This window comes from Paenibacillus aestuarii (assembly GCF_027789125.1).
Taxonomy (GTDB): Bacteria; Bacillota; Bacilli; order Paenibacillales; family NBRC-103111; genus Paenibacillus_E; species Paenibacillus_E aestuarii.
The window spans coordinates 26,148-48,653 of record NZ_JAQFVF010000079.1 but is presented as its reverse complement, the minus strand read 5'-3'; the positions used below and the strand labels follow the sequence as shown (position 1 = coordinate 48,653).

Below are 22,506 nucleotides of genomic sequence, written 5' to 3'. Positions count from 1 at the left end.
TTCAAGTGAGATAAATTTGCAAGAGAATCATGATTACATTTCCACAACTGCTTTAATCACTTTAGATTCCGGTTGTAACCAAGTCAGAAATTGAGGGATCATTTCCTCCAGGGATGAGCGATGTGTGATATAACGGTCGATATCCACGGTGCCCTGCTGAATCGTTGCTTTGACGAACTCAAAGTCTTCTCGGGTCGCATTGCGGCTGCCCATCAGCGTGAGCTCACGCTTATGAAATTCAGGGTCATTGAAGGTAATATCCGATTTGACCAAACCTACGAAAACAAGAGTTCCCCCGTGTGCTGCGTATTGGAACGAATCGGCCATCGACTTGACATTGCCAGTAGCATCGAAAACGACTGTAGGCAGTTCGCCGTTCGTCAAGCTAACGATCTGTTCCATAGGTTGGTGCAGCGCATTCACCGTATGGTTGGCGCCTGCCCACTCCTGACAATAAATCAACCTTTCATCGTTAATGTCTAACGCAATCACAGATGCTCCACGTGCTCTGGCGAAAGCCGCAACCCCCAGACCTATCGGTCCTCCTCCAATCACCAAAGCTTTCTCGCCGGCACGCAGTCCGGAGCGACGTACAGCGTGGGCCCCAATGGCGAGAGGCTCCAGCATCGCAGTCTGATCCAGCGTCAAGCCGTCCGTCTTCACCAGCTGGGATATAGGGACAATAATCTTCTCCCGCATGCCGCCATCGACGTGAACGCCCATCACTTTCAAGTCCACACAGCAGTTCGTCTTCCCGCTTCTACACGCGATGCAAGACCCGCAATGCAAGTAAGGGATGACGCTGACTTGGTCCCCTACTCGTAATCCAGCTGCCTCATCCGCGATGGCTTCAATCGTGCCGGCTAATTCATGACCTAATATTCGCGGGTATGAAAAGAACGGTTGGTTTCCTCGAAAAGCGTGAAGATCGGTTCCACAGATACCGACTCGATGAACCTTAATGATCGCTTGCCCTGCGATTAATTCAGGCTCCGGCATTTCCAACAATTTAAATTGTTCTACTTGTGCACATACAATGCCCTTCATACGCTACCTCCCTGCGAAAATTCGTGATTATACTCAGCAAGACCGCTCAGCCATGTCTTATTATGTATAGGTTCGAGAATCGCCAGAACTTGGTTCAGCAATTCCTGGTCGATCGGCTCCTCAATCCACTGCAAATTGCGGACGATATTCGCCGGATTCGCTGAGCTGACCAGCGTAGTCGGAATGCTGTCATTATTTACCGAGAACTGAATAGCAAGTCTGGCCAAGCTCGCCCCCTGCTTGTCGCAGAACTCGTCCGCCTTGCGGCACACATCTTTGATTTCCTTCGTCGCCGGATGCCAGTCCGGAACCATCTTCGAGCCTAGCAATCCCATCGAAAGCGGCGAGGCATTTACCAACCCTACACCGCGCTGCTCAAGATAAGGTACGATACGGAGAAGGGAGGTATCGTTCAGCGAATAATGACAATAAGACAGGACGACGTCCAATTTCGTGTGCGCTAGAGCTTTTTCAAAAACGGCAAGAGGCAGACCGGATACCCCCGAGAAGCGGATTTTCCCTGAGGCTTTCAGCTTCTCCAAGGCACCGAAAGCTTCTTCTGCGACACGATCAAAACGAACAAATTCGATATCATGCAAAAAAAGCACATCTAAATAATCGGTTTGCAGCCGGCTCAAGCTCTCATCCACACTCTGCAGAATCCGCTTCTCGGAGAAGTCAAATTCATCATGTCCATAGCGTCCAGCTTTGGAAGAGAGAAGAAAGCGCTCACGTGGAATCTGAGCAATCGCTTGGCCAAGCACTGTTTCCGCTTTTGTTAAACCGTAATAAGGGGATACGTCAATGAAATTGATACCGCCATCAACAGCAGCGTGTACAGTCCGAATACTTTCAGCATCATCCGTTTCATGAAAGACGGAGCCTAGAGACGAGGCGCCAAAGCTTAAGATTGATACATCCAATCCTGTATTTCCTAATTTACGATACTTCATCGTGCAGTCTCCTCCTTTAGCTTATAGAATCGTTGCGCGTTGCCGCCAAATAATAACGCTCGCTCTCGTTCCCCCCATGAAGCCGGAATGGCTTGCAGGAGCACTTCAATGACTTGGTCATAATTGGCTGAAAGCAAACAAACCGGCCAGTCGCTTCCGAACATCACACGTTTCGGACCAAATATTTCCAGTATGGATTGGATATAGACCGTGAAATCCTCAATCTGCCAACGATGATGTTCAGCTTCCGTAACCATACCCGATAGCTTGCAATACAGATTCGGATGCTCTGCCAAACGCTTCATCTGACGAAGCCACGGCTCCAACTCGCCTTGGGCGATCTTCGGTTTGGCCAAATGATCGATCACGCCTCGGAGATCTGGTGTCAAATTGACTAACTTCACGACTTGCTGTAATTGATCGCATCTAAGCAGCAAGTCTATAGGAATATCAAGGGCCGCATATGTTCGAAGAGCATGAATATAGCTTGGTTCAAAAATGATACTTATGTCATGCATATCTTGAATCATCGTTCGAAAACCAACAAATTTGGGACGCTGTGTAAATCGCTGAAATTGGCTGAAATGATTCGGGTCATGAAGATCCAACCAGCCGACGACGCCTAGAATCGACGGGTTATCTTCTGCCAAAGCAAGAAGAAACTCGGTTTCTTCTAGTGTCGGCGCCGCTTGAACGACAATACTTCCGTGAAGTTGATGCGCTTTCAAATGAGGGGACAGATGCTCTGGCAAAAAGTCTCTGTACAATGCAGTCAGTTCCGGCGTGATCCATCCATAATCGTCGCGATGCATGACCCAATAGTGTTGATGTGCATCAATTCTCAGCATGCTAGGCCTCCTATTTTGTCGCCGTATATGTATCATTGTACCAAGAATAGGAAGCTTGTTAATTCTTTGTCTTTGCACAAACATACTCGATTTTGATATTCTATGTACGACATCTCATTATGGAGGTTCCACAAGATGCGAATTCCTATTGTCAAAAACTTTTTTAACGATCCTCTCCTTCCATTAGAAATCGTATATAAGGACAGAAAGCCTCCGAATCAAGAACTACCCGATCATCTTCACGATCGCTATGAGTTGGTCTATGTCTATGGGGGAAAGGGGACATTTTTCTTAAATCAAATGATCTATGAGATGAATGAAGGCGACATCTTCATTATTCCTGGCAATACGATTCATCGCGCCTTGCCGGATGGCGATTGCCCCATTACTTCGACAGCCGTTTTCTTTGCGCCACAGATGATCGGGCATCATGCATTAAGTGATACGTTTACGAATATGTTCATCTTCGAACGAGCTCGCAAATTAAAAAGATACAAGCTTGCAAGCCCGCTATCCTTGCGCCCATTCATCGAAGAAACGCTCCAACAGATGCAGCAAGAGCTGGAAAGACGCGAAGCAGGTTTTCGTTACGCGATACATTTGCACTTAAACAGCCTCTTACTAAGCTTAAATCGCCTTACGCTTCAGGAGTCCTATCAGCATCCTGCGGACGGAGGCGTGGGGCCTACATGGCTGCTGCATATGCTTCAACATCTGGATCAATGCCATACAGATCCTGCTGTAGGACTATCGTATTTGGCCAAACAAGCGTCGGTCTCAGCCGCACATTTATCTAGAGTTTTCAAACAATTAACGGGGATGAACATCACGGACTATGTGAATGCAAAAAGGATTTCGACCGCCAAAGAGCTGCTTATGGCAACCGATTTGGGTATCGATATCATTGCATATAATTGCGGCTATGAGAGCTTGCCGTATTTCCATCATTTATTTAAGAAATTCACCGGTGTCACACCTGGCGCTTATCGGAGAAGGCAGATCAATTGACTCCATGTTTCGCAATTCATTTCGGCGCTGAAAAAAGCAGCCCCCAAGAGATTTCTCTCAGAGGCCGCTATTCACGGATGCTATTTTGTGGAAATATATCGTCAAGGGAAGACGATGCTCGACCTTCATTCCTTTAATTACTGGAACTCTGCCGGATGCCGACGCTTAAGCTCAGGTATCGCGTACTCTCTTCCCGTCTGCTCCAACCAGCCGATGTAACCTTTTAGATGCCCTTTAGCATGGTAAGGACCGCCTTCCTTCATAACCGTCCAAAGAGGATCATTATCGAAAGGCATCGTGTCCATCATCTGATCGTGCCATTCATTTAAGTAGTAAACCGCTTCCTGACATAGACTCCGGTTTTCACCCGCCAGATTGACCTGCTCATGCGGATCTTCTTTTAGATTGAAGAGCATTTCCTTGTCAAACAAATGATAGCCGTCATGATAAGTCCGCACGTACAAATAATCGCCAAAGCGAACACTACGCTGACATACATGCGCGCATTGCGAGACTACCAAGTAGTCCCGACCACATGCGTCGCCTGATTGCAGAGCAGCCGCATAGCTGGTGCCGTCCCATGACGGAGCTTTAGACTTTCCGAGCAGGTCGGCTATCGTCGGTAGAATATCAAGATGGTAGTGCAGGCCTGTATCCTCATGGTTCTTCATCATGCCCGGCCAGCGGATGATCATCGGAATCCGGCAGGTGCCTTGATCAGCGGTTCCATGTTCACCATAGATGCCAAGTTCCCCCATATTTTCACCGTGGTCGGCTGTAATGATCACGACCAGGTCATCCATTACCCCCTGCCGCTCGAGCTCACTGAATAACATGCCGATATGATCGTCCATATAGCGAATGCCGCAATCGTATCCATCAATAACACGACGCAATCCTTCCCGGTCCGTGAAATCTCCAGGGTGTCGCGGGAATTTCGGGTTCGTTTTATTGTCGAACATACTGATCTCACGCGCGCTGTGCGGGCCCACCTTAAGCGTGGTATGCTGCTTGAGCACCTCATCTGTGATCCACGCAGGCAGCGGATCGTTCGCGAACGGATTCCCAAATTCCACTGGCGCGCGGTACGGAGTGTGTGGATCCCAATAATTGACATAGAGGAACCAATCATCCTGCTGCGCATTTTGCTGAATCCAATTCAGTACTACTGGGGTAACTTCTTCGGCGGATTCCATGCCCCCCTTGCCCGTATTATGAATTTCATTGAAGCCGGCATAAAACGTCCAAGCCGAATGTCTTTCACCGAAAGGGCTGACGAGCGCCGTCTTCATGCCGGCGGAGCGGAATAATGCCGGAAAGCATTCGCTCGTTAAGCGGCTTCGGAACTGGCGCTCCTCGCCTTCATGACGAACGTCGCCCGCTGTACCGCCATGTCCAACGACACCATTGTGAATGCCGAATTGACCGGTCATCAGGGCTGTCCTCGAAGGAAAGCAGGGTGCGTCTGACGTATAATAATTGGTAAATCTGACGCCTTCGGCAGCGATTTTATCAATATTAGGTGAAGTGTTCCGTTGATATCCGTAGCAGCCTAAATGATCAGGTCTTGTAGAATCCAAATCAAGCAACAATATTCTCATCTGTTCAACTCTCCCTATTTTTGAAATCAAGTATTCAGATACGCCTACCCTTTGACAGCTCCGGCGATGCCATCAACAAAATAACGCTGCAGAAACAAGAAGATGACAATGATCGGCACGATGGCGATCGTTCCTCCTGCAGCAATGCCGGTCCAATCCACAATGTTCTCCCCCCGCAGCGCATACAACCCGACTGCAAGCGGCCTGATCGCCGGATTGCTCAAGGTTAGAATTAGCGGTAGCAAAAAGGAGTTCCACGTCCAAATAAATTGCATAATGATGGCGCTTCCTACGATAGGCTTGGCAAGCGGCAGCATAATTTGGGTGAATGTCCGAATAAATCCGCTGCCATCGATAATCGCCGAGTCTTCCAGCTCCTTCGGAATTTGGCGAAAAAAACCGGCGAACAAAAGGACAAACACAAGATGGCTGCCTCCGGATTCGGCTAAAATAACGCCAGTAAGCGAGTTCATCAAACCAAGGTTTTTGATCAACTCAAAAATCGGAATAATCGCGAATTCCAACGGGACGAAGATGCTCGCTGCAAACAAGCCCACGACCGCCTTTTTCCCGAAAAACGTATAGCGGCCGAGTGCATAACCGCATGTAGCTGTTACGAATAAAACGATGACCGTCACAAAGAAGACAATAACGAGCGAGTTGATGAAATATTGTTCAAAATGCCCCTCTCTCCAAGCTCGGGTGAAGTTGGAAACGTCCAGGGAGGAAGGGATCAGACTCAAGCCCTTGGTAAAAAAATCGTCCTTCGACTTGAATGAAGCCGAAATCATCCAAAGAAACGGATATACCCAAATGAACGCCAGGCAAATCAAAATGGCATGAAGGCATAATTGTGCGGCGGTAGCCAAAGAACGCTTTACCGTTATGTCACGCATCACTCCCGCTCCTCCCCTGGCTTCTTAAATCTGCGACTGGTCATCGTCTGAATAACGGCAATCACGACAATCGTCAAGGCAAAGAACATGCCGGCAGCGGAAGCATAACCGAGTCTGGGTAATCCTAGTTCACTTGAAAAAGCGTAACGGTAAATGTACGTGGAAACGACATCTGTGGCAAAAAACGGGCCGCCGTCTGTCATGGTCTTAATGAGATCGAATACCTTCAGCGCACCGGCAATATTAAGCAGCAGAATGACGGCTCCAATTGGCAAAATAAGGGGGAGTGTAATATGTACAAATGTCCGCACATGATTCGCACCATCCACGCGCGCAGCTTCATAAAGCTCGCGTGGCACACTTTGCAAGCCAGCCAACCAGTACACCATGTTAATGCCGAGATTTTTCCAGACATAGATGATCACGACGGTGAACATCGCCCACTTGGCATCCGTTAACCAGTTGATAGGTTGTTGGATCACATGGAGCTTCATCAGCAAATAATTGACAGCGCCGTCCGCGCCCCAAATATATACCATGATAATCCCGATGATGGAGGCTGTTGTCACGACAGGAAGAAACACAAGGGTGCGGTATCCGCTCGCAAATCGCAGCTTAGGATTGTTCAACATGACGGCGATTAACAGAGAAATGATTAATTGCAGCGGAACCGCTCCCAGCATAAATTTGAAGCTGTTGGCGTAAGCTCCCCAGAAGTAAGAATCGCTCATCACTTCCTGGTAGTTTTGCAAACCGATGAACGTCTTCGCGCTAAGCCCTGACCAATCGAGAAGCGAGTAGTACCAACTAATGATGATTGGCCATCCGATGAACATCGTGTATAAGATCATATTGGGAGCGATAAAAAGCCAGCACCACAAATGTATTCGATTACGCTTAGCTTTTCGCTTACGTGTTTGTAAAGCGAGTCCCGCTGCGGGCAGCATCATACACATCCTCCTTCTCCGCTTGACTCAAGGATGAAGGTCTTCCATGTTTCATCCTTACTGTTTCAACGCCTTGTAGTCGTCCATGCTGTAGTTTTTCATGGCATCCCAGTTCGGGAACTCGAAGTCCTTAACTTCAATTTTGTCCCCCTTCTTTTGGGCTGCTTCGATCGCAGCTGTCCAAGCTTTATCCAACTGTTTGGATAGATCACTCAGCTTGCTTGGCTCATCCTTCACAGCTCCGGCCACAACTCCGGCGAGCAACTCGCCAAGATTCGGATGCACATCTTTAAACTCAGCAAATACATCCGCTGCAGCCCCGTTCAGGATGGCCGGGTCGGGAATGATGCGGCCGTACTCCATGCAAAGGTCATAATACTGCTTTAACTGTGCGGCTTTGGCATACTTCTCGTTGACCCCTTTAATTGGAGAAAACGAGTCGCCGGATTCGACCTTCTGCGGTTGGAACCAATCGCTTGAATAATATTCTTTCAAGTAGAGCGCCGCTTCTTTCTGATGCTTCGACTTCGCAGACAGACCGAGCCATGCCCCAGAGTTCGTCATAGGAATCGATCCGTTTCGACCGCTATCCGGTACTGGAGGCGGCATAACCCCGTAATCGAGATCAGGATTGTCCTTATTCCAAACCCCAATATTCCAAGCACCTTGGACGATAAAGCCCGCCTGCCCTTGAGCAAACAAAGCTCGGGCCTCCGGAGCTGTGAGACTCATCGTTTTCGGATGATAGCTGCCATCTGTGGCCATCCCTTTAAACAAATTAAACACATCGAGAACTGGCTTCGAGTCGTAGGTCGTCTTTTTAGTAACAAGACTGATCGGCGAGTTGGCATTTAAACCACTGCCGCCTAGAGAAGACCAATCTTGAGCGGTAGATAACCAACGGTTCGTCTGCTTGCCGCCTTCAATAATCCCGTAATACTTTCCTTTTCCGGCCATCGTTATTTTCTTAGCTGCATCGCGAAATTCGCTGTACGTCTTCGGAGGCTTCGCCGGGTCGAGCCCCGCTTCACTAAACAGCTTCTTATTATAAAAAACGAGCGTCCCCGGTAATGATAAGGCTTCAGGCGTGGAGTATATTTTTCCGCCTACCATTGTCGTACCTTCCAGAAACGTGCCGTCAACGAACATATTTTTGAAGCTGTCGTCAATGTAAGGATCAAGCGGTTGGTACCATCCGTCCTTAACCAGTGTGGCTAGTTTCATGCCTGTCGGAACAGGGAACAGATCTGGCGCGTCATCCGATTTTACGGCGGTCAGGATCGTGTTTTTGAATTGGTCGATCGTAAGCTGGGTGTATTCAATCTTAATGTTGGGGTATTTCTCCATGAACTTCTTGTGGAAATTCTCACGAATGGCCTTCGTACTGTCGCTCCAATCCATCACACGCAGCGTGATTTGCTGCTGCGTACCGTTTGACTGTTCGGCTGGCTTCGCAGCCTGCGTCGTACCGGCCGGTTGTTTGCTTTCTCCGGTCGAGCCCGTAGAAGTACATGCCACAAGCGACATCACGACCATGACGGTTGCCGTAGAGATCAAGGTTTGGCGGGCTAATCGCTTCAAGAATAATAACCTCCCCATCTTTTACTATTTTCGTCCGGAGATTTTTTTGAAAACGCTCTCCTTACTGTGAATAGTACTAAACGATCGTGAGAAGCGTCCATGCACATTACATGGATCATGTGTACAATTCTCTTGCGATCTTATGACGAAACGCCTTATTCCTCATAGGATTATTGAATTTTTTTATGTATACTGCTAATGTCTAGCTATACACTAACTGAAAGGAACATCGTACATATGTTGTCCCTTCATTCCGTGCACTTTGACAACCGCATTCCGAATTGGCGATCCAGTTTACTCTTGCTTAGTCATAACGTACTCGTGTTGATGATCGACGGAAAAGTCAAATACACGATTAACGATCGTACCGTGATTGGGGAAAAAGGAGAACTTCTGTTCATACCCGTTAACACATTGCGGGCAGGTGAGAATGTTGAAGGCGAGCATCAGAAGATCACCGTCTTGTTCTATCATGGGGAAGAGGATTCGCAGGAACTTCCTATTATTGGAAAATCCCAATTCGGCAAGTGTAAAATACGTAACTTCGAGTATTTCAAGCAGCGTTTTGAGAAGCTGTATCTCGAAATGGTTGGAGACGGCAAGTTCACTCGATACTTTGTTAACGGCATTTTACAGGAACTAGTCGGCATGGCTGCTCGTGAATTTGAACTTGTGGAAGCAACGCCTGTCAAGCTTAAGCTTGCGAACGAACTGCAAAAATATTTGGTCACTCACTACAGACAACCTATACATATCGATCAACTAGCTGCTCTCATCCATCGTTCGTCCAACTATACAATATCCATGTTCCGTGAAGTTATGGGGGTATCCCCCATTCAATATGTCCACCTCTTGAGGATGAAAGAAGCTTGCAATCTGTTGACGAATACCGACCTCTCGGTAACAGAGATCTCGAATTACTTGGGTTATTATGATCATTCCTATTTCTTCCGCATATTCAAGAAATATACTTCCGTGTCTCCCACAGTCTATAGGCATTCGGGATCCATCCCTCCGTCACTGCCATTTTATTAGCAAGAAGGTCAACGGTTCGCCCCTGACAGAAGGTGGTGTGGCAGCAGTCCGAATTAGCCCGACTAATTGCGGTCAGTACCGGTGAAGAGCGGCAGTCGTCAGGATTTGCCCACTTACAGCGGTTATTTGGGCTCGCTGACGGCAATTTCATGTCCATAAGTGGGCAAAATCGGACTGGAGGGTGGATGAACATAAGACGGCTCCGTTTGTACACCGTAGGTCAAAATGGATTGTGTAAACCAACCCATTTCAGAGCTACATACAAAGGAGCCGTTACTATGACTAAACGTATCCAAAGATACAATTGCTGTGGCTGTCGCCGACTTTGATGACGCCTTGGAGATAAAGTACATATTTCTCGTAAGGGTGTAGCACTAGATTACCTCTAATAATCCATAATCATTAAATTACGCGATAAATATTGCAAACCGCTTAAATAATCCTGCTTCAAATTACTCGTAACCAATAATGGCAGGTGATCTTGTGGGATATAATTCGAGCTTTTATTTCGGATACTGCTCAAAAGCGCTTCGTCTATTTCATCATTGCCAAAGACGATAGCCCGTGGGTTGAGGATAGCAGCGTATGTGGCGATTAAACGGGCAATGGCATCAATCTTGCCAGCACTTTCAAAATCCATCCGCTGGTTGCTCTCCCCTTGATGCAACGCTTCCAGGAAAGATCGGTCGTCATACAGGGGCACAAACGAAATTTCGCCAGTGAAGAACGTACTCCCCCTCACAACATCACCGTTGATCATCATACCCGAACCTGGTCCGTACGGACTAAAATACAGATAAACCAAAGATTCTTCCTCTAACTCAAAGTTTGATGCATAGCCAAGCACTGATGCATTCATATCGTTTTCAACCACGACCGGTATTTGGAATTTGGATTCGAATCTCTCTTGAAAATTATAGTTCAAGTATTGCTCATAGGGCGGACTAAAAATGACTCGTCCATTCTTCACAGCACCAGGCATTCCAATAGCGATGGAACGTATTCTTGGATATTTCTCGATCAACAACTCAACATGATTTTCAAGCAGTTGAACATTATGCTGTAGAACATTAGGAGTTGTCCCTTGCTCCTTGATCTCCCCGAAGCTATTGAATACAGCGTAATTGATCTCCGTTTTTTCGACGAATAGGGCAAGACCTGACATATATTCAGGGTTGTAAGCGTATCGCTTTGCTCGCCTGCCGCCACTGGAATCATCATCGCCTTTATAAAAGATTTCCCCATCTACCTCCATCTGATGAAGAAACTTGCTGATCGTGGGAAAACTAATGCCCAGCCGCTGACACAGTTCCGCTTTCGTCAGACTTCCCATCATCGTGAGCGCCCCACGAATGCGCTGGGTGATAGCCCTCTTTACTTCTTTGGGCGAAGTATACAAATCCGTCACCATGTTCAACCACCTTTCATCGTGTAGCTATCTTCTTTTACTTATTAAACACGTTTAATAAGTAAGGTCAGTATAGCAGAAATCTATGCCATTGCCCAGCTAACGAAAAAAAAGAAACCGCCGAAGCGGTTTCTAGACTACCCATTCACTTATTATTTACCATTCTGCGCCTTATAATTCTTAATAAACTCGTCTTCAACCGCCTTGCCGCCCTGATCCATGTACTGTTGAACCAATGATTTGTATAGGCCATCCACTTCAGTCGGTTTAGCAACAATTAGTTTGGCAAGCATTTGTGCTGAAAGATTTTTCAGCGCTGCGTTGTTTTTAGCATCAGCTGCATTCGGTATTGAATAGAAGTAGGTAGAATAATAGTCAACCATACTTACACTCAACGCCTTCTCTACATCTTTTTCATAACCCGGATATCCTGCAGAAATTGCGGAATCATTCTTTTTCTGATCGCCAAGTTCGATACCGTTGGAAAGAATATCATAGTCGAGGTTGTTCGCAACAGTCATCATCTTATCGCCTGAATTTGTCGTTCCTGTCTGTTTGGGAACCCCATTAACCATGTTGTAATCCACGCCTTCTTGACCGTTCTGGAGGAAGAGGGTTACCTTAGGGTCACTCATCCAGTTGAGGTACTGTATGGCAAGATCAACATTTTTACTTGTTTTAGGTATGATGATATACATACCATTTGGGCTGTATCCATTCTTTGGATGTTTGCCCGCATCATTCTGCCATGGATCGATCGGAATAAGCTGAGCTCCAGGAACATTTTTGACAAGGTTAGCGTAGTTGCCGGGAGCTGTTCGGTACGGACCATCCCAGTTCGTCTGGAAGGCTCCGACTTTACCATTGGAAATATCTGCATCCAACAGTTTTCCATCCTTGTCCGTTGCGAAATTCGGACTAACCAGACCTGCATTATACATCTTGTTTACATATTGAACAGCTTTATCAAATCCCGGCATACTCCAGTTTGACAACCAGATCGGTTGCGACTGAAGTGTAGCAAACTGTTCTTCAGTAAGGTTAGACGGTTTAAAGGCTTCCGGTATTAAGCTCAACCCCGGATTTAAAGGCTGCAGGGAAAAACCGTAAGGAATAACACCGCTTACATTTCCGGGATTCTTCTCTTTGAATGCAACCATCGTGTCATAGAACTGTTGTGGTGTAGTAGGAACAGGAAGACCCAGCTTATCGAGCCAGTCTTTACGGATAAACGTATTTGAGCTTGCGAGAACAGTTCGCTTGCCCGGTACGGAATACTGCTTGCCGTTAAATTTACCATACTTTAATACATCATCGCCAAGATACTTTGTTAGCGTAGGTCCATACTGCTTGAGCGCTGAATCAAGCTCTGCCAAGCCACCCTGTTGTACATAGTTATAAACAACACCTTGGTTGTACGTGTAGGAAATGTCAGGTGCCTGGCCAGCTGCCATCAATACGTTCAACTTATCTACTTCCTGGGCTCTTGGAACGGAAACAAATTTTACTGTGGCATTAAACTGCTTGCCAAAATTATCGTTAATATACTTCGTCCAGTAGTTATTATTCAAATCCGGCTGTCCGGGTTTACCTCTGTCGAAAACTTCGACAGTTAATGTTCGATGTTCTTTTGTAGCGCTTGCTGTAGCATTGGGTGTGTTACTTGTGCCGCTTGTTCCGCTAGTATCGCTTGTTCCGCTTGACGAATTACTCGAACAGGCGGACAATGTAGACGCAATTAATAGCGCTGCCAAAGAAATACTGATAGATCTTCCTGTCTTTACCTTCAAAGAACCCAACTCCTTTTATAAATTAATATTATAAATTCGCGAAATAGCTGAAATCGTCCATTTCACAAACCCATATTAGCCTTTAACAGCACCAATCATAATGCCGGATACAAAATATTTCTGGAGCCACGGATACACGAGAAGAATCGGAACTGTACCAAACATAATACTTGCCGCTTTCAATGCCTCTGAAGGCAGATTTACAAGGAGATTCTCGCCGGCCATTTGCTGCGAAACATTGATTACGTTATACAGCTTAAGCTGTATCGTATAAAGTTTCTGGTCTGTAATGTAGAACAGTGCATCCTGAAAATAATTCCACCGGAATACGGCATATAGCAAACTGACTGTGGCAAGCGCCGGCTTGGAAAGAGGCAGCACGATCTTAAGCAGAATCTGCAGTTCGTTGCATCCGTCCAGGTGTGCAGCTTCCATCAGGCTATCAGGCAAGTTCTGAAAGAACGATTTCAAGATGATCATATAGTAAACGCTCATCATACCCGGGAGAATCAGTGCCAATGGTGTGTCCAAAAGGCTCAGACTCTTTACATTTAAATAGTCCGGAATCAACCCGCCGCTAAAATACATGGTAAACAGCATCATTAACAAAAATACATTTCTGCCCTTGAGTCTTTTTTTAGTCAGCGGGTATGCTGCCAATATGGTTACGGTCAATGCAAGGAGCACAAATACGCCCGTCAAAATCACCGTATAGAACAATGAGTACAACATACCGGCATCCCCGAATACAACTTTATAGGCTTCAATATTAAAGTCTATAGGATAGATGGTAACAGCCTGGGATATAATCGCTTTACTAGAGCTAAGCGATTGCGAAAGAATATAGAGAAAAGGAACCAGGCAAATAAAAACCGCAATTAAAATAACAAATGCTGCTGTATAGTCAACAATTCTATTTTTTAAAGTTTGTGCCATTGTCAATGCCTCCTCACCATATTCCGTTTTCTCCGAATTTACGAGAAATAAAATTGGAGGTTACCAAGAATATTAAGCAAATAACAGACTGGAACAGACCGACAGCTGCACCAACTGAAAAGTTCGCAGATTGAATGCCTACACGATAAACATAGGTGCTGATAACGTCAGCATAATCCATAACAAGGTTGTTTTGAATGTTGAATGGACGGTCGAAGTTAATCGCCATAATATTACCGAGCTGCAGGATCAGAAGGATCACAATGGTTGGTCTGATACCTGGCAGCGTAATATGCCAAATCTTCCGGAATCTTCCCGCTCCATCTGCGTCGGCAGCTTCATACAATTGCTTGTCAATCCCCGTCATAGCAGCCAGATACAGAATTGTACCCCATCCCGCGTTCTGCCATACGCCAATTAATGAATAAGTGGCCACCCATGCAAATTTGTTCGTGAGGAACGGTAACGCTTGCCCCCCCATATGGCTAATTAAGGAGTTTAACATCCCTGTGGGAGAAAGCAGCTGAGCAACAATTCCGCCGATAATAACCCAGGAGAGGAAATGCGGCAGATACAGTATCGTCTGGCTTATTTTTTTGAACTTCTTCCATACCAGTTCATTGATTAAAATAGCCAAAATAATCGGCGCTGGAAATCCCAAAAGCAAATCCAAAAAGTTCAGCAGCAAAGTGTTTCTAACAACTTGAAAAAATTGTGGTGATGAAAAAATTTGCTTGAATGTGTCAAAATGATTCCATGGACTCATGCCAACACCCTGGAAAATGTTGTAATCCTTAAAAGCAATCTGTATGCCATACATGGGTGCATATTTAAATATCACTATATAGGCAATAGGGACAAGCAGCATCAAGTAAAGCAAAAAATCTTGTTTGATATAGTAAAACAGCCCTTTCTTTTTTTGCAGCGGTATTTCAACGCTTTCCTTCTGATCCAGAGCAACACTACGATTCATTGCCTGCATATACTACAACCTCCATTCTACTGGTTTCTCAACTCGCTCAGCGCATAAGCATAGAAGAAGTATCCTAATCGGAGACCGCTTCCCTGCTATGCTCCCAAGTAGGCCATAAACCCGCGTCCTCTACTGGCACCATGATACCGGTTACAAAATCGGACATTGATCGTCGGTCATCAAACTGTCGTTGATTGCAAGCATGCTTCCGCCCGCTGCTGTGTTCTTTCGAGCGAGTCCCAAATCCCCCACAAATACATAATGCCGAGAGCCCTGTCATACAGCCCGTATCCAGGACGGCACTGCTCGTTCCAGATATGCCTTCCATGGTCCGGCCTGGCATAACCCGTAAAGCCCTTCTCATGATAAGCCTTGACAATATCGCAGATGTCGATTGTACCGTCCTGGGATCGGTGAGAAGTTTCAATGAAATTTCCGTTGTCGTACAGCCTCACGTTTCGGATATGGGCGAACGGAATGCGGTCCGCAAACTCCCTCACCATAGCCGCTACATCGTTGTTCGGGTTTACACCGAGCGATCCGCTGCACAACGTGACGCCGTTATAAGGGCTATCCACCAATGTCAGCAGCCTCCGGATATTGTCCCGGTTCGTGAGGATTCTCGGCAGCCCGAACAGAGACCACGGCGGATCGTCCGGATGAATCGCCATTTGGATGTCGTTGATCTCGCAGACCGGAATGATCTGTTGCAAAAAGTATTTGAGGTTGTTCCACAAGTCCTCTTCCGTAACGTTCTTGTACGCCTCAAACAGCGCTGGCAGTCGCTTCATTCTTTCCGGTTCCCAGCCCGGCATCGTGAAGTCCGGATTCTCGTTGATGACGCGAACCAGCTCCGCCGGATTATTCATGCTATCGATCTTAGCCTTTTCATAAAAGAGTGCAGTGGAATTGTCCTCCAACGGCTCAAATAAATTCGTTCGGATCCAGTCGAACACCGGCATAAAGTTATAGCATATGACCTTCACGCCGACCTTTGCCAGCCTCTCGATCGTTTTTTTATAGTTGTCGATATATAGGTCCCTCGTAGGCAGGCCCAGCTTGATATCCTCATGTACGTTAACGCTCTCTACAACCTCAGTATGAAAGCCGTATTCGTCAGCCTGCTTTTTGATCTCCAGCATTCTTTCGAGCGGCCACTCTTCTCCTGCAGGAATGTCATGCAGCGCCCAGACAATGCCCTCCACGCCGGGAATTTGTCTGATTTGACCAAGTGTAACCGTATCATTGCCTTCGCCAAACCATCTGAATACCATTCTCATCGCCAATTCCTCCAAGCTTCCAGTATCCCTACGAGAAAGGTAAAACCGTTGGGGTCACTTGGACCCCTATACGCCTTCGATCAATCTGGCATCTCGCTGCGCCGTCAAGCAAAGCTCAGCCGCTTTAAAGGCGTGCTCCTGCGTCATCGCGATCTCCGTACGGTTCAGACAGTCCGTAATCAATTCCCCGAAAAACGGATATCCAACTTTCCCTTTGACGTCGAAATGATACTCGCCTTCATGATTAACGAGGTACACGTGCCCGCCGCTTTTTTCTCTGGCTATATCCACGTATTTGCGCAATTCGATATAACCGTCGGTGCCCAAAATAATCGTACGTCCGTCGCCCCATGTGCTGAGGCCGTTCGGCGTAAACCAATCGACACGGAAGTATCCCGTGGAACCGTTGTCGCCCACCATGTTGCAATCGCCGAAATCCTCGAACGTCTGAAATTGCTTGTGGTTATAATTAGCCACCTGGCTGTTCACCACTTTTGCGTCTTTCGAACCTGTGTAAAACAGAAATTGTTCACATTGATGGCTGCCTATATCGCATAGAATGCCGCCGAATTGCTCGCGATTGAAAAACCAATCCGGTCTGGACGGCACATTGATCCGGTGCGGACCATATCCGCTCACCTGCAGCACACGCCCGATCGCGCCCTGCTCGATCAATTGCCCGGCATAGACCGCGCTTTCCACATGCACGCGCTCACTGTAATAAACCGCATATTTCAAGCCGGTTTCAGCAGCTTTTTGCCGGGCCTGTTCCAGCTGCGCGAGCGTTGTAAACGGCGCTTTGTCGGTAAAATAGTCCTTCCCGTGGGACATGACGCGCATGCCCAGGGCACAACGTTCTGATATGATGGCTGCGCCGGCAACCATTTTCACATTCGGATCCTGCAGCACCTCCTGTTCAGATCTTGCTGCCTTGACTCCAGGATACGTTTGAATGAATTTGTCCACCTTGGCCGGGTCCGGGTCGTACACCCATTCCAGTTGTCCGCCTGCTTCGATAAGACCATTGCACATTCCGAAAATGTGCCCATGGTCGAGCCCGATCGCCGCAAACTTAAACGCTCCCTTTTCACAAACCGGGGCTGGCTTTCCTTTCGGAGCGTAATTCATGCCGTCTTGTGTTTGCATAGCATTCATCTCCTCCTTCTTTGTGTTACTTCTTATATTCGCTGCCCAGAGTGATGTCGTTCTTCGCGAAGGAAACGACCGACGCAGTCTTCTCGTAAAAATGCGGTGCGTTCGCGAGCAAGCTATCTCTCGAATAGAATAAGTTGTCTTTCGTTAAAGGCAAGCTCACGTTCTTGCCTGTAGCCGCCGCTTCATAGATGGCTGTAATCAGCTCAAGCGTTCGGCGTCCTTCTCGGCCGTCAATGAGCACCTCCAGCGATCCGTCTTCGATCGCCTTCATCACATCGTCAATTTGTCCGGCGTGCCCGGTATATGCGAGATCCGCCATGCTGTTGTACGTGTTCTCAAGCTCCTCTTCAAGCACGGTGTTCCGAATCGGAAATCCGTTTTCCTTGGAGGTGGATGCATAAACCTTCCATGGTGCGGAAATTCTTGCCTTTTCCCCTTGGAAAATGAGCTGCTGTTCTTCTCCGTGATGTACGACAGAACTTGTAATTTGCGCCAGGCTTCCGTTGCCGTAAGAAAGAATAGCTATGGAGATATCCTCGACTTCCGCGTTATCGTGCGAAGTATTGCTCATCACCGCATGGACTTTGTCTGGCATCCCCATCATCCACTGCAGCATGTCAATATGATGAACGGCGTGGTTCAGCGTACAGCCGCCGCCTTCTTTTTCCCAAGTGCCTCTCCACCACAGATCGTAATAGCAGTGCCCTCTCCACCAGTGGGAATCAACTTGTGCATGCACGATTTTGCCTAACTTTCCGGTGTCGAGCGTGCGCTTCAGCTTCATGATCGGATCCCTGAACCGGTTTTGCCCGACTACGGACAAAATGCGCTTCGACTCTGAAGCCGCTTCCAACATGCGGTCGCATTCTTCCAAGGAAGAGGCCATCGGCTTCTCTACCAATACATGCTTTCCAGCTCGCAAAAAGTCGATAGCGATTTGAGCATGCGTATACGGCGGGGTGCAGACCGAAACCAGATCAATATCGCTGTCCAGCAATTCACGGTAGTCTTGTTCGACCCTGCAATCGAGCTGATATTTCTCTTTATCCTGAACGGCCTTATCCATATAAATGTCACATAACGCAACAACTTCGCATCTTCCCTTAAACGAGTTCACATACGCTTCCAAATGCGCATTGGCGATACCGCCGGTACCGATAACAGCTACTTTTATCAACGTCTTCCACTCCTTAAATTTATTTGAAAAATTTGGTATGCTTCTGTTTTAAATTTTCTTTTTCAATCAAGACCAGCTCCAAATGATCCTTAATCATTTTTTCCGCTTGGTCGGGATCCTTCTCCTTAATGGCACGAACAATTCCATGATGCTGGGCTAGTATGACTTTCCAGTCGGAATCGGAAGCAAGCCGTAAAATCCGGATGCGGTTGTCATGCGTTGCCATTTGTTGAATAAGTCCCCACGTACGACCCCGGCCGCAGCCGATCATAATCGTTTTGTGAAACTCTTCATCGAGCTCAAACAAACGCCCATAATTTTGTTCGGATTCGCACAGTTCTTGCAGTGAGACGAGATTTTGCAGATGAAGCACCTGTTCCTTGTCAAGCAGCTCACATGCTTCTCGAACAACAGCGGATTCCAAGGTTTTTCTGACAAACCGGGATTCTTCCGCATGCTGCAAATCGATAAGCGAAATAATGGAGCCTTTCTGAGGCGTGGTTTCGATTAATTCCTCCTGAGTGAGTTTTACCAATGCTTCACGGATCGGTGTCCTGCTCACTTGGAGCATTTCGACCAGTTCTTTCTCCGAGATAAACCGCCCCGGCTCGAGTCGTAACTCCATGATGTTCTTCTTCAAGGTTTCGTAAACGAAATCTCGGATAAGTCCTCTTTTGTCTCTTGAAATGTCAATCTGAATACTCATAAGATTCCTCCAGCCCGACGAGCACCTAAAAAAGCGCTTACAAAAAAGTTAGGATGACTAGTTACCCTAGTATACCAGCTTGAGTGGAGTGAGCCTGATCGCTTTGCAGCTTCATCGGCCGCCCTCTTTGCATGGATTCATTCTTCCAGCCACCATATGCTGATGACGGCTTGCAGATACATGGTTTGCTACCTTTGCCCTGTGATAATACTAACATACCACTCCTGCAGCCGAGTTGACGATGCGCTAATCGCGAAAAACATTTACCCATTTCTTGCATTTTCCTCTCAAATGAAAGCGCTGTATAATGGATATAGAATAGTACGAAGAACAAGGGGGACGATTTTATGTCTGAAATGATCGCCGATACTGTTGACTTAGGCCGGCTTCCTGACGTTCGAATGTCCTTTCAACTGATGGGGCTGCATGTTCGCGATGTGGATTCCCAATGGACCTATCCCTCCCATGAACATTCCATGTACGAGCTTCACTGGGTGATCGAAGGGGACATGAAGATGAACGTCGAGGGTCAGATTTACGAACAAAAAAAAGGAGATCTCCTATTCATACGTCCGGGAATCATCCATTCGTGCAAGTCAGCAGGCTCTCATGGCTTCACTTATTTTTGCGTGCATTTCAGCGTAGCCGATCCCACTTTCTCCAAGGAACTTGAGCGTCATCAAGCCGCCTACTACGAAGCAGCCTCTCCCCTTGTCAAAGAATTGACTCCCTTCCTAACAGACTTATGCAATCTTGCGACTGAATACAGGAGTCGCTCGCTTTCCGCTGCCAAAAGCATGAAGGTGTACGCAGCCGTATTTGAGCTTTTGGGAACGTTCGTGGAACAGCTGTCCCAAACCGACAACGTCGTACTAACAAAAAAGGAATTACTGGCCGGCCGCATCGCCGAAAATATTGAGGCTTCGATACGAAGCAGCCTGCTCCATGGCCAAATGGAAGACAACGAAAGAAAATTCGTCCAAGATATAGCCGAATCCTTAAAATTAAGTCCATCCCAGGTGAATCGGGTCTTTCAACAGGTTTACGGAAAGGCTCCCCGCAAATATATGTCGGAAATTTTGTTAAGCGAGGCCCAGCGCCTGCTGCATCAGACCGATCTGTCCATAGATCATATAGCCATGATGCTCGGGTATAAAACAAGCGCCCACTTCAGCCGCCAATTTAAGCGTTGGATCGGGATTGCGCCGTCCGTCTATAGAAGCAGCCTCGAAACGGACGAAGGGTAGGATCGGATCTCGGTTTTCGATTCATTTCCCTGAGTCAAGCTAGCGCTTGCCATGTAATACCATGAGCAATCGAAATACAGGAATCCTCGTAGCGCTGCGAGTCGTAGACATATCCACGTAAGTCAAAAAAAGGAGCGTCTGCTGTGAGGTGCACCCCAATTGTTAGACACACATCTAACATTTGGGGGTCACTTCACTGTCGCAGACTACTCCTATGTTTTCGCTAAACTAGCGTGGACTGCTTTCGCTTCTCCCTCGCAAAAGACAGCATCACGATGCTCATCTGTTTCACCGGCTAAAAGCGGCAACAGCGACCGCCCGAAATGCGTGTGCTCCGGTTCCATTTCAAGCAGCGCCTCTACCGTAGCTGGAAAATCGATCAACTCCACTAGAGCATCACTGACACGCGGTTCAATGGGGATGTGCTTCGGCGGCTTAATAACGAAGGGTATGTTAATAAAAAAGCGCTCACCTAATTTCGGTGAACGCCTTAGAGCAATACTTAACGCCTCGTGGATCTATCCTTTAAAGTAATCCGCTTTTTTCAAAAAAATCTGTTCGACGTGTTCAACAATTTTTCCGTCCAGCTCAGACTTTTGTTTCACTTCGTTCCATTCCTTGTCCTGCGAAAAAGCTTCCCATTGTCGTGTTCGTTCTTCCATACTTTCATATTTCATCGTGTAATAGAGCTTAGGCTGTTCCTCCAAATCCTCCCAGAAGTCACATACCTGCATACCGAGTCTGGAAAAAATACCAAATGTGTGATCGGAAAAACGCTTTCGAATCGCATCGATTCTTCCAGGCATAATGGTATAGATTCTCAATTCGTAAATCATAAGTCTCTCACCCCAAATTATAAGTAGCTGTTCCTGTCATCAGAAAGTTAGGTCGAAACAAAATTTTTTCCATGTTTTTTAAAACGAAGGTGCATAAATAAAGTCTTTACTTATTTCATCGAGCGCTTTCAGAACGTCTTCAGTAAGCTCAAGGTTAACTGCCTTCACATTCTCATCGATTTGGGATTCACGGGTCGAACCAGCGATAACGGTGCTTACCGCAGGCTGATGCAGCAACCAAGCCAGCGAAAGGGCCGTGGCAGATGTACCGATCTCCGCAGCAATTTTTGCCACCTGTTCACCCAGTTCCACTCGTGCGGAGTCGACACGCCGCACAAAGTTAGGGTTCAAGTCCAACTGTGATCCTTTTGGCACAGAACCGCCCGAATACTTCCCTGTAAGAATTCCTCCTGCCAGTGGGAAATATGGAATGATTCCGATCCCCTGATCCACGCAGAATGGAATCAGCTCCCTTTCCACACCACGATCAGCCAGTGAATAACCGGGTTGAACCGAAACATACTTGATCAGACGTTCCCTTTCGCTTATGGCTAACGATTTCATCATTTGCCACGCTGCGTAATTCGATGCCCCTACGTATCTCACTTTTCCGGATGTCACTAGATCATCCAACGTACGGAGAGTCTCCTCAAGCGGTGTCTTCGGATCAAAAACATGGATCTGATACAGATCAATGTAGTCCGTCCGTAAGCGGCGCAAACTATCTTCGATTTCCTTTAGAATATGCTGGCGCGAGGAACCTCTAGTGTTCGGACCTTCTCCTAATTGTATGCCCACTTTTGTCGCAAGGATCACTTCATGACGCCGTCCTTCAAACGCTTCTCCGATGATCTCCTCCGACTTCGTGCCCGTATAAATATTGGCAGTGTCGATGAACGTAATTCCACGATCAACAGCATGGTGCAGTACTCGAATTGATGTAGGTTTATCAGCGCGTCCACCAAACGCATTTGTACCCAAACCTAACACCGAAACTTCTAACCCGCTAGTCCCCAAATTCCGATAACGCATAACAAATCCCTCCGGATCCTATTTTTTCATATGAAAATAGCTAAGTCCTA

20 protein-coding genes are annotated in these 22,506 nt (G+C 47.0%); 3 read left to right on the top strand and 17 right to left on the bottom strand.

The window, feature by feature from the left end; all coding sequences use genetic code 11:
• Positions 1-33: 33 nt before the first annotated feature.
• Genes O9139_RS26655 through O9139_RS26645 form a run of 3 tightly spaced genes read right to left on the bottom strand, consistent with a single transcriptional unit; the run spans position 34 to position 2,845 of the window.
• Entirely contained in the window at positions 34-1,047 is a 1,014-nt protein-coding gene (locus O9139_RS26655; protein ID WP_270884788.1) for a zinc-binding alcohol dehydrogenase family protein, read from the bottom strand.
• Positions 1,044-2,000, bottom strand: coding sequence for an aldo/keto reductase (locus O9139_RS26650; RefSeq protein ID WP_270884787.1), 957 nt, complete (start codon positions 1,998-2,000; stop codon positions 1,044-1,046). Before O9139_RS26650 ends, O9139_RS26655 begins: the two co-directional genes overlap by 4 nt.
• On the bottom strand, positions 1,997-2,845 hold the full coding sequence (locus tag O9139_RS26645) for an amidohydrolase family protein (protein ID WP_270884810.1): 849 nt from the start codon (positions 2,843-2,845) through the stop codon (positions 1,997-1,999). The genes O9139_RS26650 and O9139_RS26645 overlap by 4 nt, the downstream gene beginning before the upstream one ends.
• A 138-nt stretch (positions 2,846-2,983) precedes the next feature.
• Here O9139_RS26645 and O9139_RS26640 point away from each other — a divergent pair, with 138 nt between their 5' ends.
• The gene (locus O9139_RS26640) at positions 2,984-3,856 is read left to right on the top strand and encodes an AraC family transcriptional regulator (RefSeq protein ID WP_270884786.1); all 873 of its coding nucleotides are present in this window, start codon (positions 2,984-2,986) and stop codon (positions 3,854-3,856) included.
• 137 nt (positions 3,857-3,993) lie between these two features.
• Here O9139_RS26640 and O9139_RS26635 read toward each other — a convergent pair whose 3' ends face one another.
• From O9139_RS26635 to O9139_RS26620, 4 genes are read right to left on the bottom strand one after another with little or no spacing between them, the layout of a single operon-like run.
• Complete coding sequence (locus O9139_RS26635; protein WP_270884785.1) at positions 3,994-5,457, bottom strand: sulfatase family protein; 1,464 nt, start codon at positions 5,455-5,457, stop codon at positions 3,994-3,996.
• A 44-nt stretch (positions 5,458-5,501) separates the two neighbouring features.
• Positions 5,502-6,353 carry a carbohydrate ABC transporter permease gene (locus O9139_RS26630; RefSeq protein ID WP_270884784.1) on the bottom strand — a complete coding sequence of 284 codons (852 nt, stop codon included), beginning with the start codon at positions 6,351-6,353 and terminating at the stop codon, positions 5,502-5,504.
• The gene (locus O9139_RS26625) at positions 6,353-7,303 is read right to left on the bottom strand and encodes a carbohydrate ABC transporter permease (protein WP_270884783.1); all 951 of its coding nucleotides are present in this window, start codon (positions 7,301-7,303) and stop codon (positions 6,353-6,355) included. Before O9139_RS26625 ends, O9139_RS26630 begins: the two co-directional genes overlap by 1 nt.
• A gap of 54 nt (positions 7,304-7,357) precedes the next feature.
• Positions 7,358-8,881 (bottom strand): ABC transporter substrate-binding protein, encoded by a 1,524-nt coding sequence (locus O9139_RS26620; RefSeq protein WP_270884782.1) that lies wholly within the window; start codon positions 8,879-8,881, stop codon positions 7,358-7,360.
• A 237-nt stretch (positions 8,882-9,118) separates the two neighbouring features.
• On the opposite strand from O9139_RS26620, the gene O9139_RS26615 reads away from it, so the two are divergent.
• Positions 9,119-9,916 carry an AraC family transcriptional regulator gene (locus tag O9139_RS26615; protein ID WP_270884781.1) on the top strand — a complete coding sequence of 266 codons (798 nt, stop codon included), beginning with the start codon at positions 9,119-9,121 and terminating at the stop codon, positions 9,914-9,916.
• 385 nt (positions 9,917-10,301) lie between these two features.
• Here O9139_RS26615 and O9139_RS26610 read toward each other — a convergent pair whose 3' ends face one another.
• The 8 genes from O9139_RS26610 to O9139_RS26575 form a co-directional block, all read right to left on the bottom strand.
• Entirely contained in the window at positions 10,302-11,327 is a 1,026-nt protein-coding gene (locus O9139_RS26610; RefSeq protein ID WP_377523488.1) for an ROK family protein, read from the bottom strand.
• Positions 11,328-11,476: 149 nt separating this feature from the next.
• A complete protein-coding gene (locus tag O9139_RS26605; RefSeq protein ID WP_270884780.1) occupies positions 11,477-13,114 on the bottom strand; it encodes an extracellular solute-binding protein in 1,638 nt (545 codons plus the stop codon).
• A gap of 75 nt (positions 13,115-13,189) precedes the next feature.
• Positions 13,190-14,050 (bottom strand): carbohydrate ABC transporter permease, encoded by an 861-nt coding sequence (locus tag O9139_RS26600; RefSeq protein ID WP_270884779.1) that lies wholly within the window; start codon positions 14,048-14,050, stop codon positions 13,190-13,192.
• A gap of 13 nt (positions 14,051-14,063) precedes the next feature.
• Positions 14,064-15,023 (bottom strand): ABC transporter permease, encoded by a 960-nt coding sequence (locus O9139_RS26595; RefSeq protein WP_270884808.1) that lies wholly within the window; start codon positions 15,021-15,023, stop codon positions 14,064-14,066.
• A 179-nt stretch (positions 15,024-15,202) separates the two neighbouring features.
• Positions 15,203-16,303, bottom strand: coding sequence for a mannonate dehydratase (gene uxuA, locus O9139_RS26590; RefSeq protein WP_270884778.1), 1,101 nt, complete (start codon positions 16,301-16,303; stop codon positions 15,203-15,205).
• Positions 16,304-16,369: 66 nt separating this feature from the next.
• Positions 16,370-17,449: a Gfo/Idh/MocA family protein gene (locus O9139_RS26585; protein WP_270884777.1), complete on the bottom strand. Its 1,080-nt coding sequence runs from the start codon at positions 17,447-17,449 to the stop codon at positions 16,370-16,372.
• Between the two features lie 25 nt (positions 17,450-17,474).
• Positions 17,475-18,635, bottom strand: coding sequence for a Gfo/Idh/MocA family protein (locus tag O9139_RS26580; protein ID WP_270884776.1), 1,161 nt, complete (start codon positions 18,633-18,635; stop codon positions 17,475-17,477).
• Positions 18,636-18,654: 19 nt separating this feature from the next.
• The gene (locus O9139_RS26575) at positions 18,655-19,341 is read right to left on the bottom strand and encodes a GntR family transcriptional regulator (protein WP_270884775.1); all 687 of its coding nucleotides are present in this window, start codon (positions 19,339-19,341) and stop codon (positions 18,655-18,657) included.
• Between the two features lie 347 nt (positions 19,342-19,688).
• On the opposite strand from O9139_RS26575, the gene O9139_RS26570 reads away from it, so the two are divergent.
• The gene (locus O9139_RS26570; RefSeq protein ID WP_270884774.1) at positions 19,689-20,588 is read left to right on the top strand and encodes an AraC family transcriptional regulator; all 900 of its coding nucleotides are present in this window, start codon (positions 19,689-19,691) and stop codon (positions 20,586-20,588) included.
• A gap of 518 nt (positions 20,589-21,106) precedes the next feature.
• Here O9139_RS26570 and O9139_RS26565 read toward each other — a convergent pair.
• A complete protein-coding gene (locus O9139_RS26565) occupies positions 21,107-21,424 on the bottom strand; it encodes an NIPSNAP family protein (protein ID WP_270884773.1) in 318 nt (105 codons plus the stop codon).
• Between the two features lie 78 nt (positions 21,425-21,502).
• On the bottom strand, positions 21,503-22,456 hold the full coding sequence (locus O9139_RS26560; protein WP_270884772.1) for an aldo/keto reductase: 954 nt from the start codon (positions 22,454-22,456) through the stop codon (positions 21,503-21,505).
• Positions 22,457-22,506: the final 50 nt, after the last annotated feature.

Excerpts from the sequence above, each read along its gene's own strand:
- O9139_RS26610 (WP_377523488.1), bottom strand. The coding sequence starts at position 11,327 with ATGGTGACGGATTTGTATACTTCGCCCAAAGAAGTAAAGAGGGCTATC.
- uxuA (WP_270884778.1), bottom strand. The coding sequence starts at position 16,303 with ATGAGAATGGTATTCAGATGGTTTGGCGAAGGCAATGATACGGTTACA.
- O9139_RS26570 (WP_270884774.1), top strand. The coding sequence starts at position 19,689 with ATGTCTGAAATGATCGCCGATACTGTTGACTTAGGCCGGCTTCCTGAC.
- O9139_RS26600 (WP_270884779.1), bottom strand. The coding sequence starts at position 14,050 with ATGGCACAAACTTTAAAAAATAGAATTGTTGACTATACAGCAGCATTT.
- O9139_RS26635 (WP_270884785.1), bottom strand. The coding sequence starts at position 5,457 with ATGAGAATATTGTTGCTTGATTTGGATTCTACAAGACCTGATCATTTA.
- O9139_RS26565 (WP_270884773.1), bottom strand. The coding sequence starts at position 21,424 with ATGATTTACGAATTGAGAATCTATACCATTATGCCTGGAAGAATCGAT.
- O9139_RS26560 (WP_270884772.1), bottom strand. The coding sequence starts at position 22,456 with ATGCGTTATCGGAATTTGGGGACTAGCGGGTTAGAAGTTTCGGTGTTA.
- O9139_RS26615 (WP_270884781.1), top strand. The coding sequence starts at position 9,119 with ATGTTGTCCCTTCATTCCGTGCACTTTGACAACCGCATTCCGAATTGG.
- O9139_RS26585 (WP_270884777.1), bottom strand. The coding sequence starts at position 17,449 with ATGCAAACACAAGACGGCATGAATTACGCTCCGAAAGGAAAGCCAGCC.
- O9139_RS26655 (WP_270884788.1), bottom strand. The coding sequence starts at position 1,047 with ATGAAGGGCATTGTATGTGCACAAGTAGAACAATTTAAATTGTTGGAA.
- O9139_RS26595 (WP_270884808.1), bottom strand. The coding sequence starts at position 15,023 with ATGAATCGTAGTGTTGCTCTGGATCAGAAGGAAAGCGTTGAAATACCG.
- O9139_RS26625 (WP_270884783.1), bottom strand. The coding sequence starts at position 7,303 with ATGATGCTGCCCGCAGCGGGACTCGCTTTACAAACACGTAAGCGAAAA.
- O9139_RS26575 (WP_270884775.1), bottom strand. The coding sequence starts at position 19,341 with ATGAGTATTCAGATTGACATTTCAAGAGACAAAAGAGGACTTATCCGA.
- O9139_RS26650 (WP_270884787.1), bottom strand. The coding sequence starts at position 2,000 with ATGAAGTATCGTAAATTAGGAAATACAGGATTGGATGTATCAATCTTA.
- O9139_RS26640 (WP_270884786.1), top strand. The coding sequence starts at position 2,984 with ATGCGAATTCCTATTGTCAAAAACTTTTTTAACGATCCTCTCCTTCCA.
- O9139_RS26630 (WP_270884784.1), bottom strand. The coding sequence starts at position 6,353 with ATGCGTGACATAACGGTAAAGCGTTCTTTGGCTACCGCCGCACAATTA.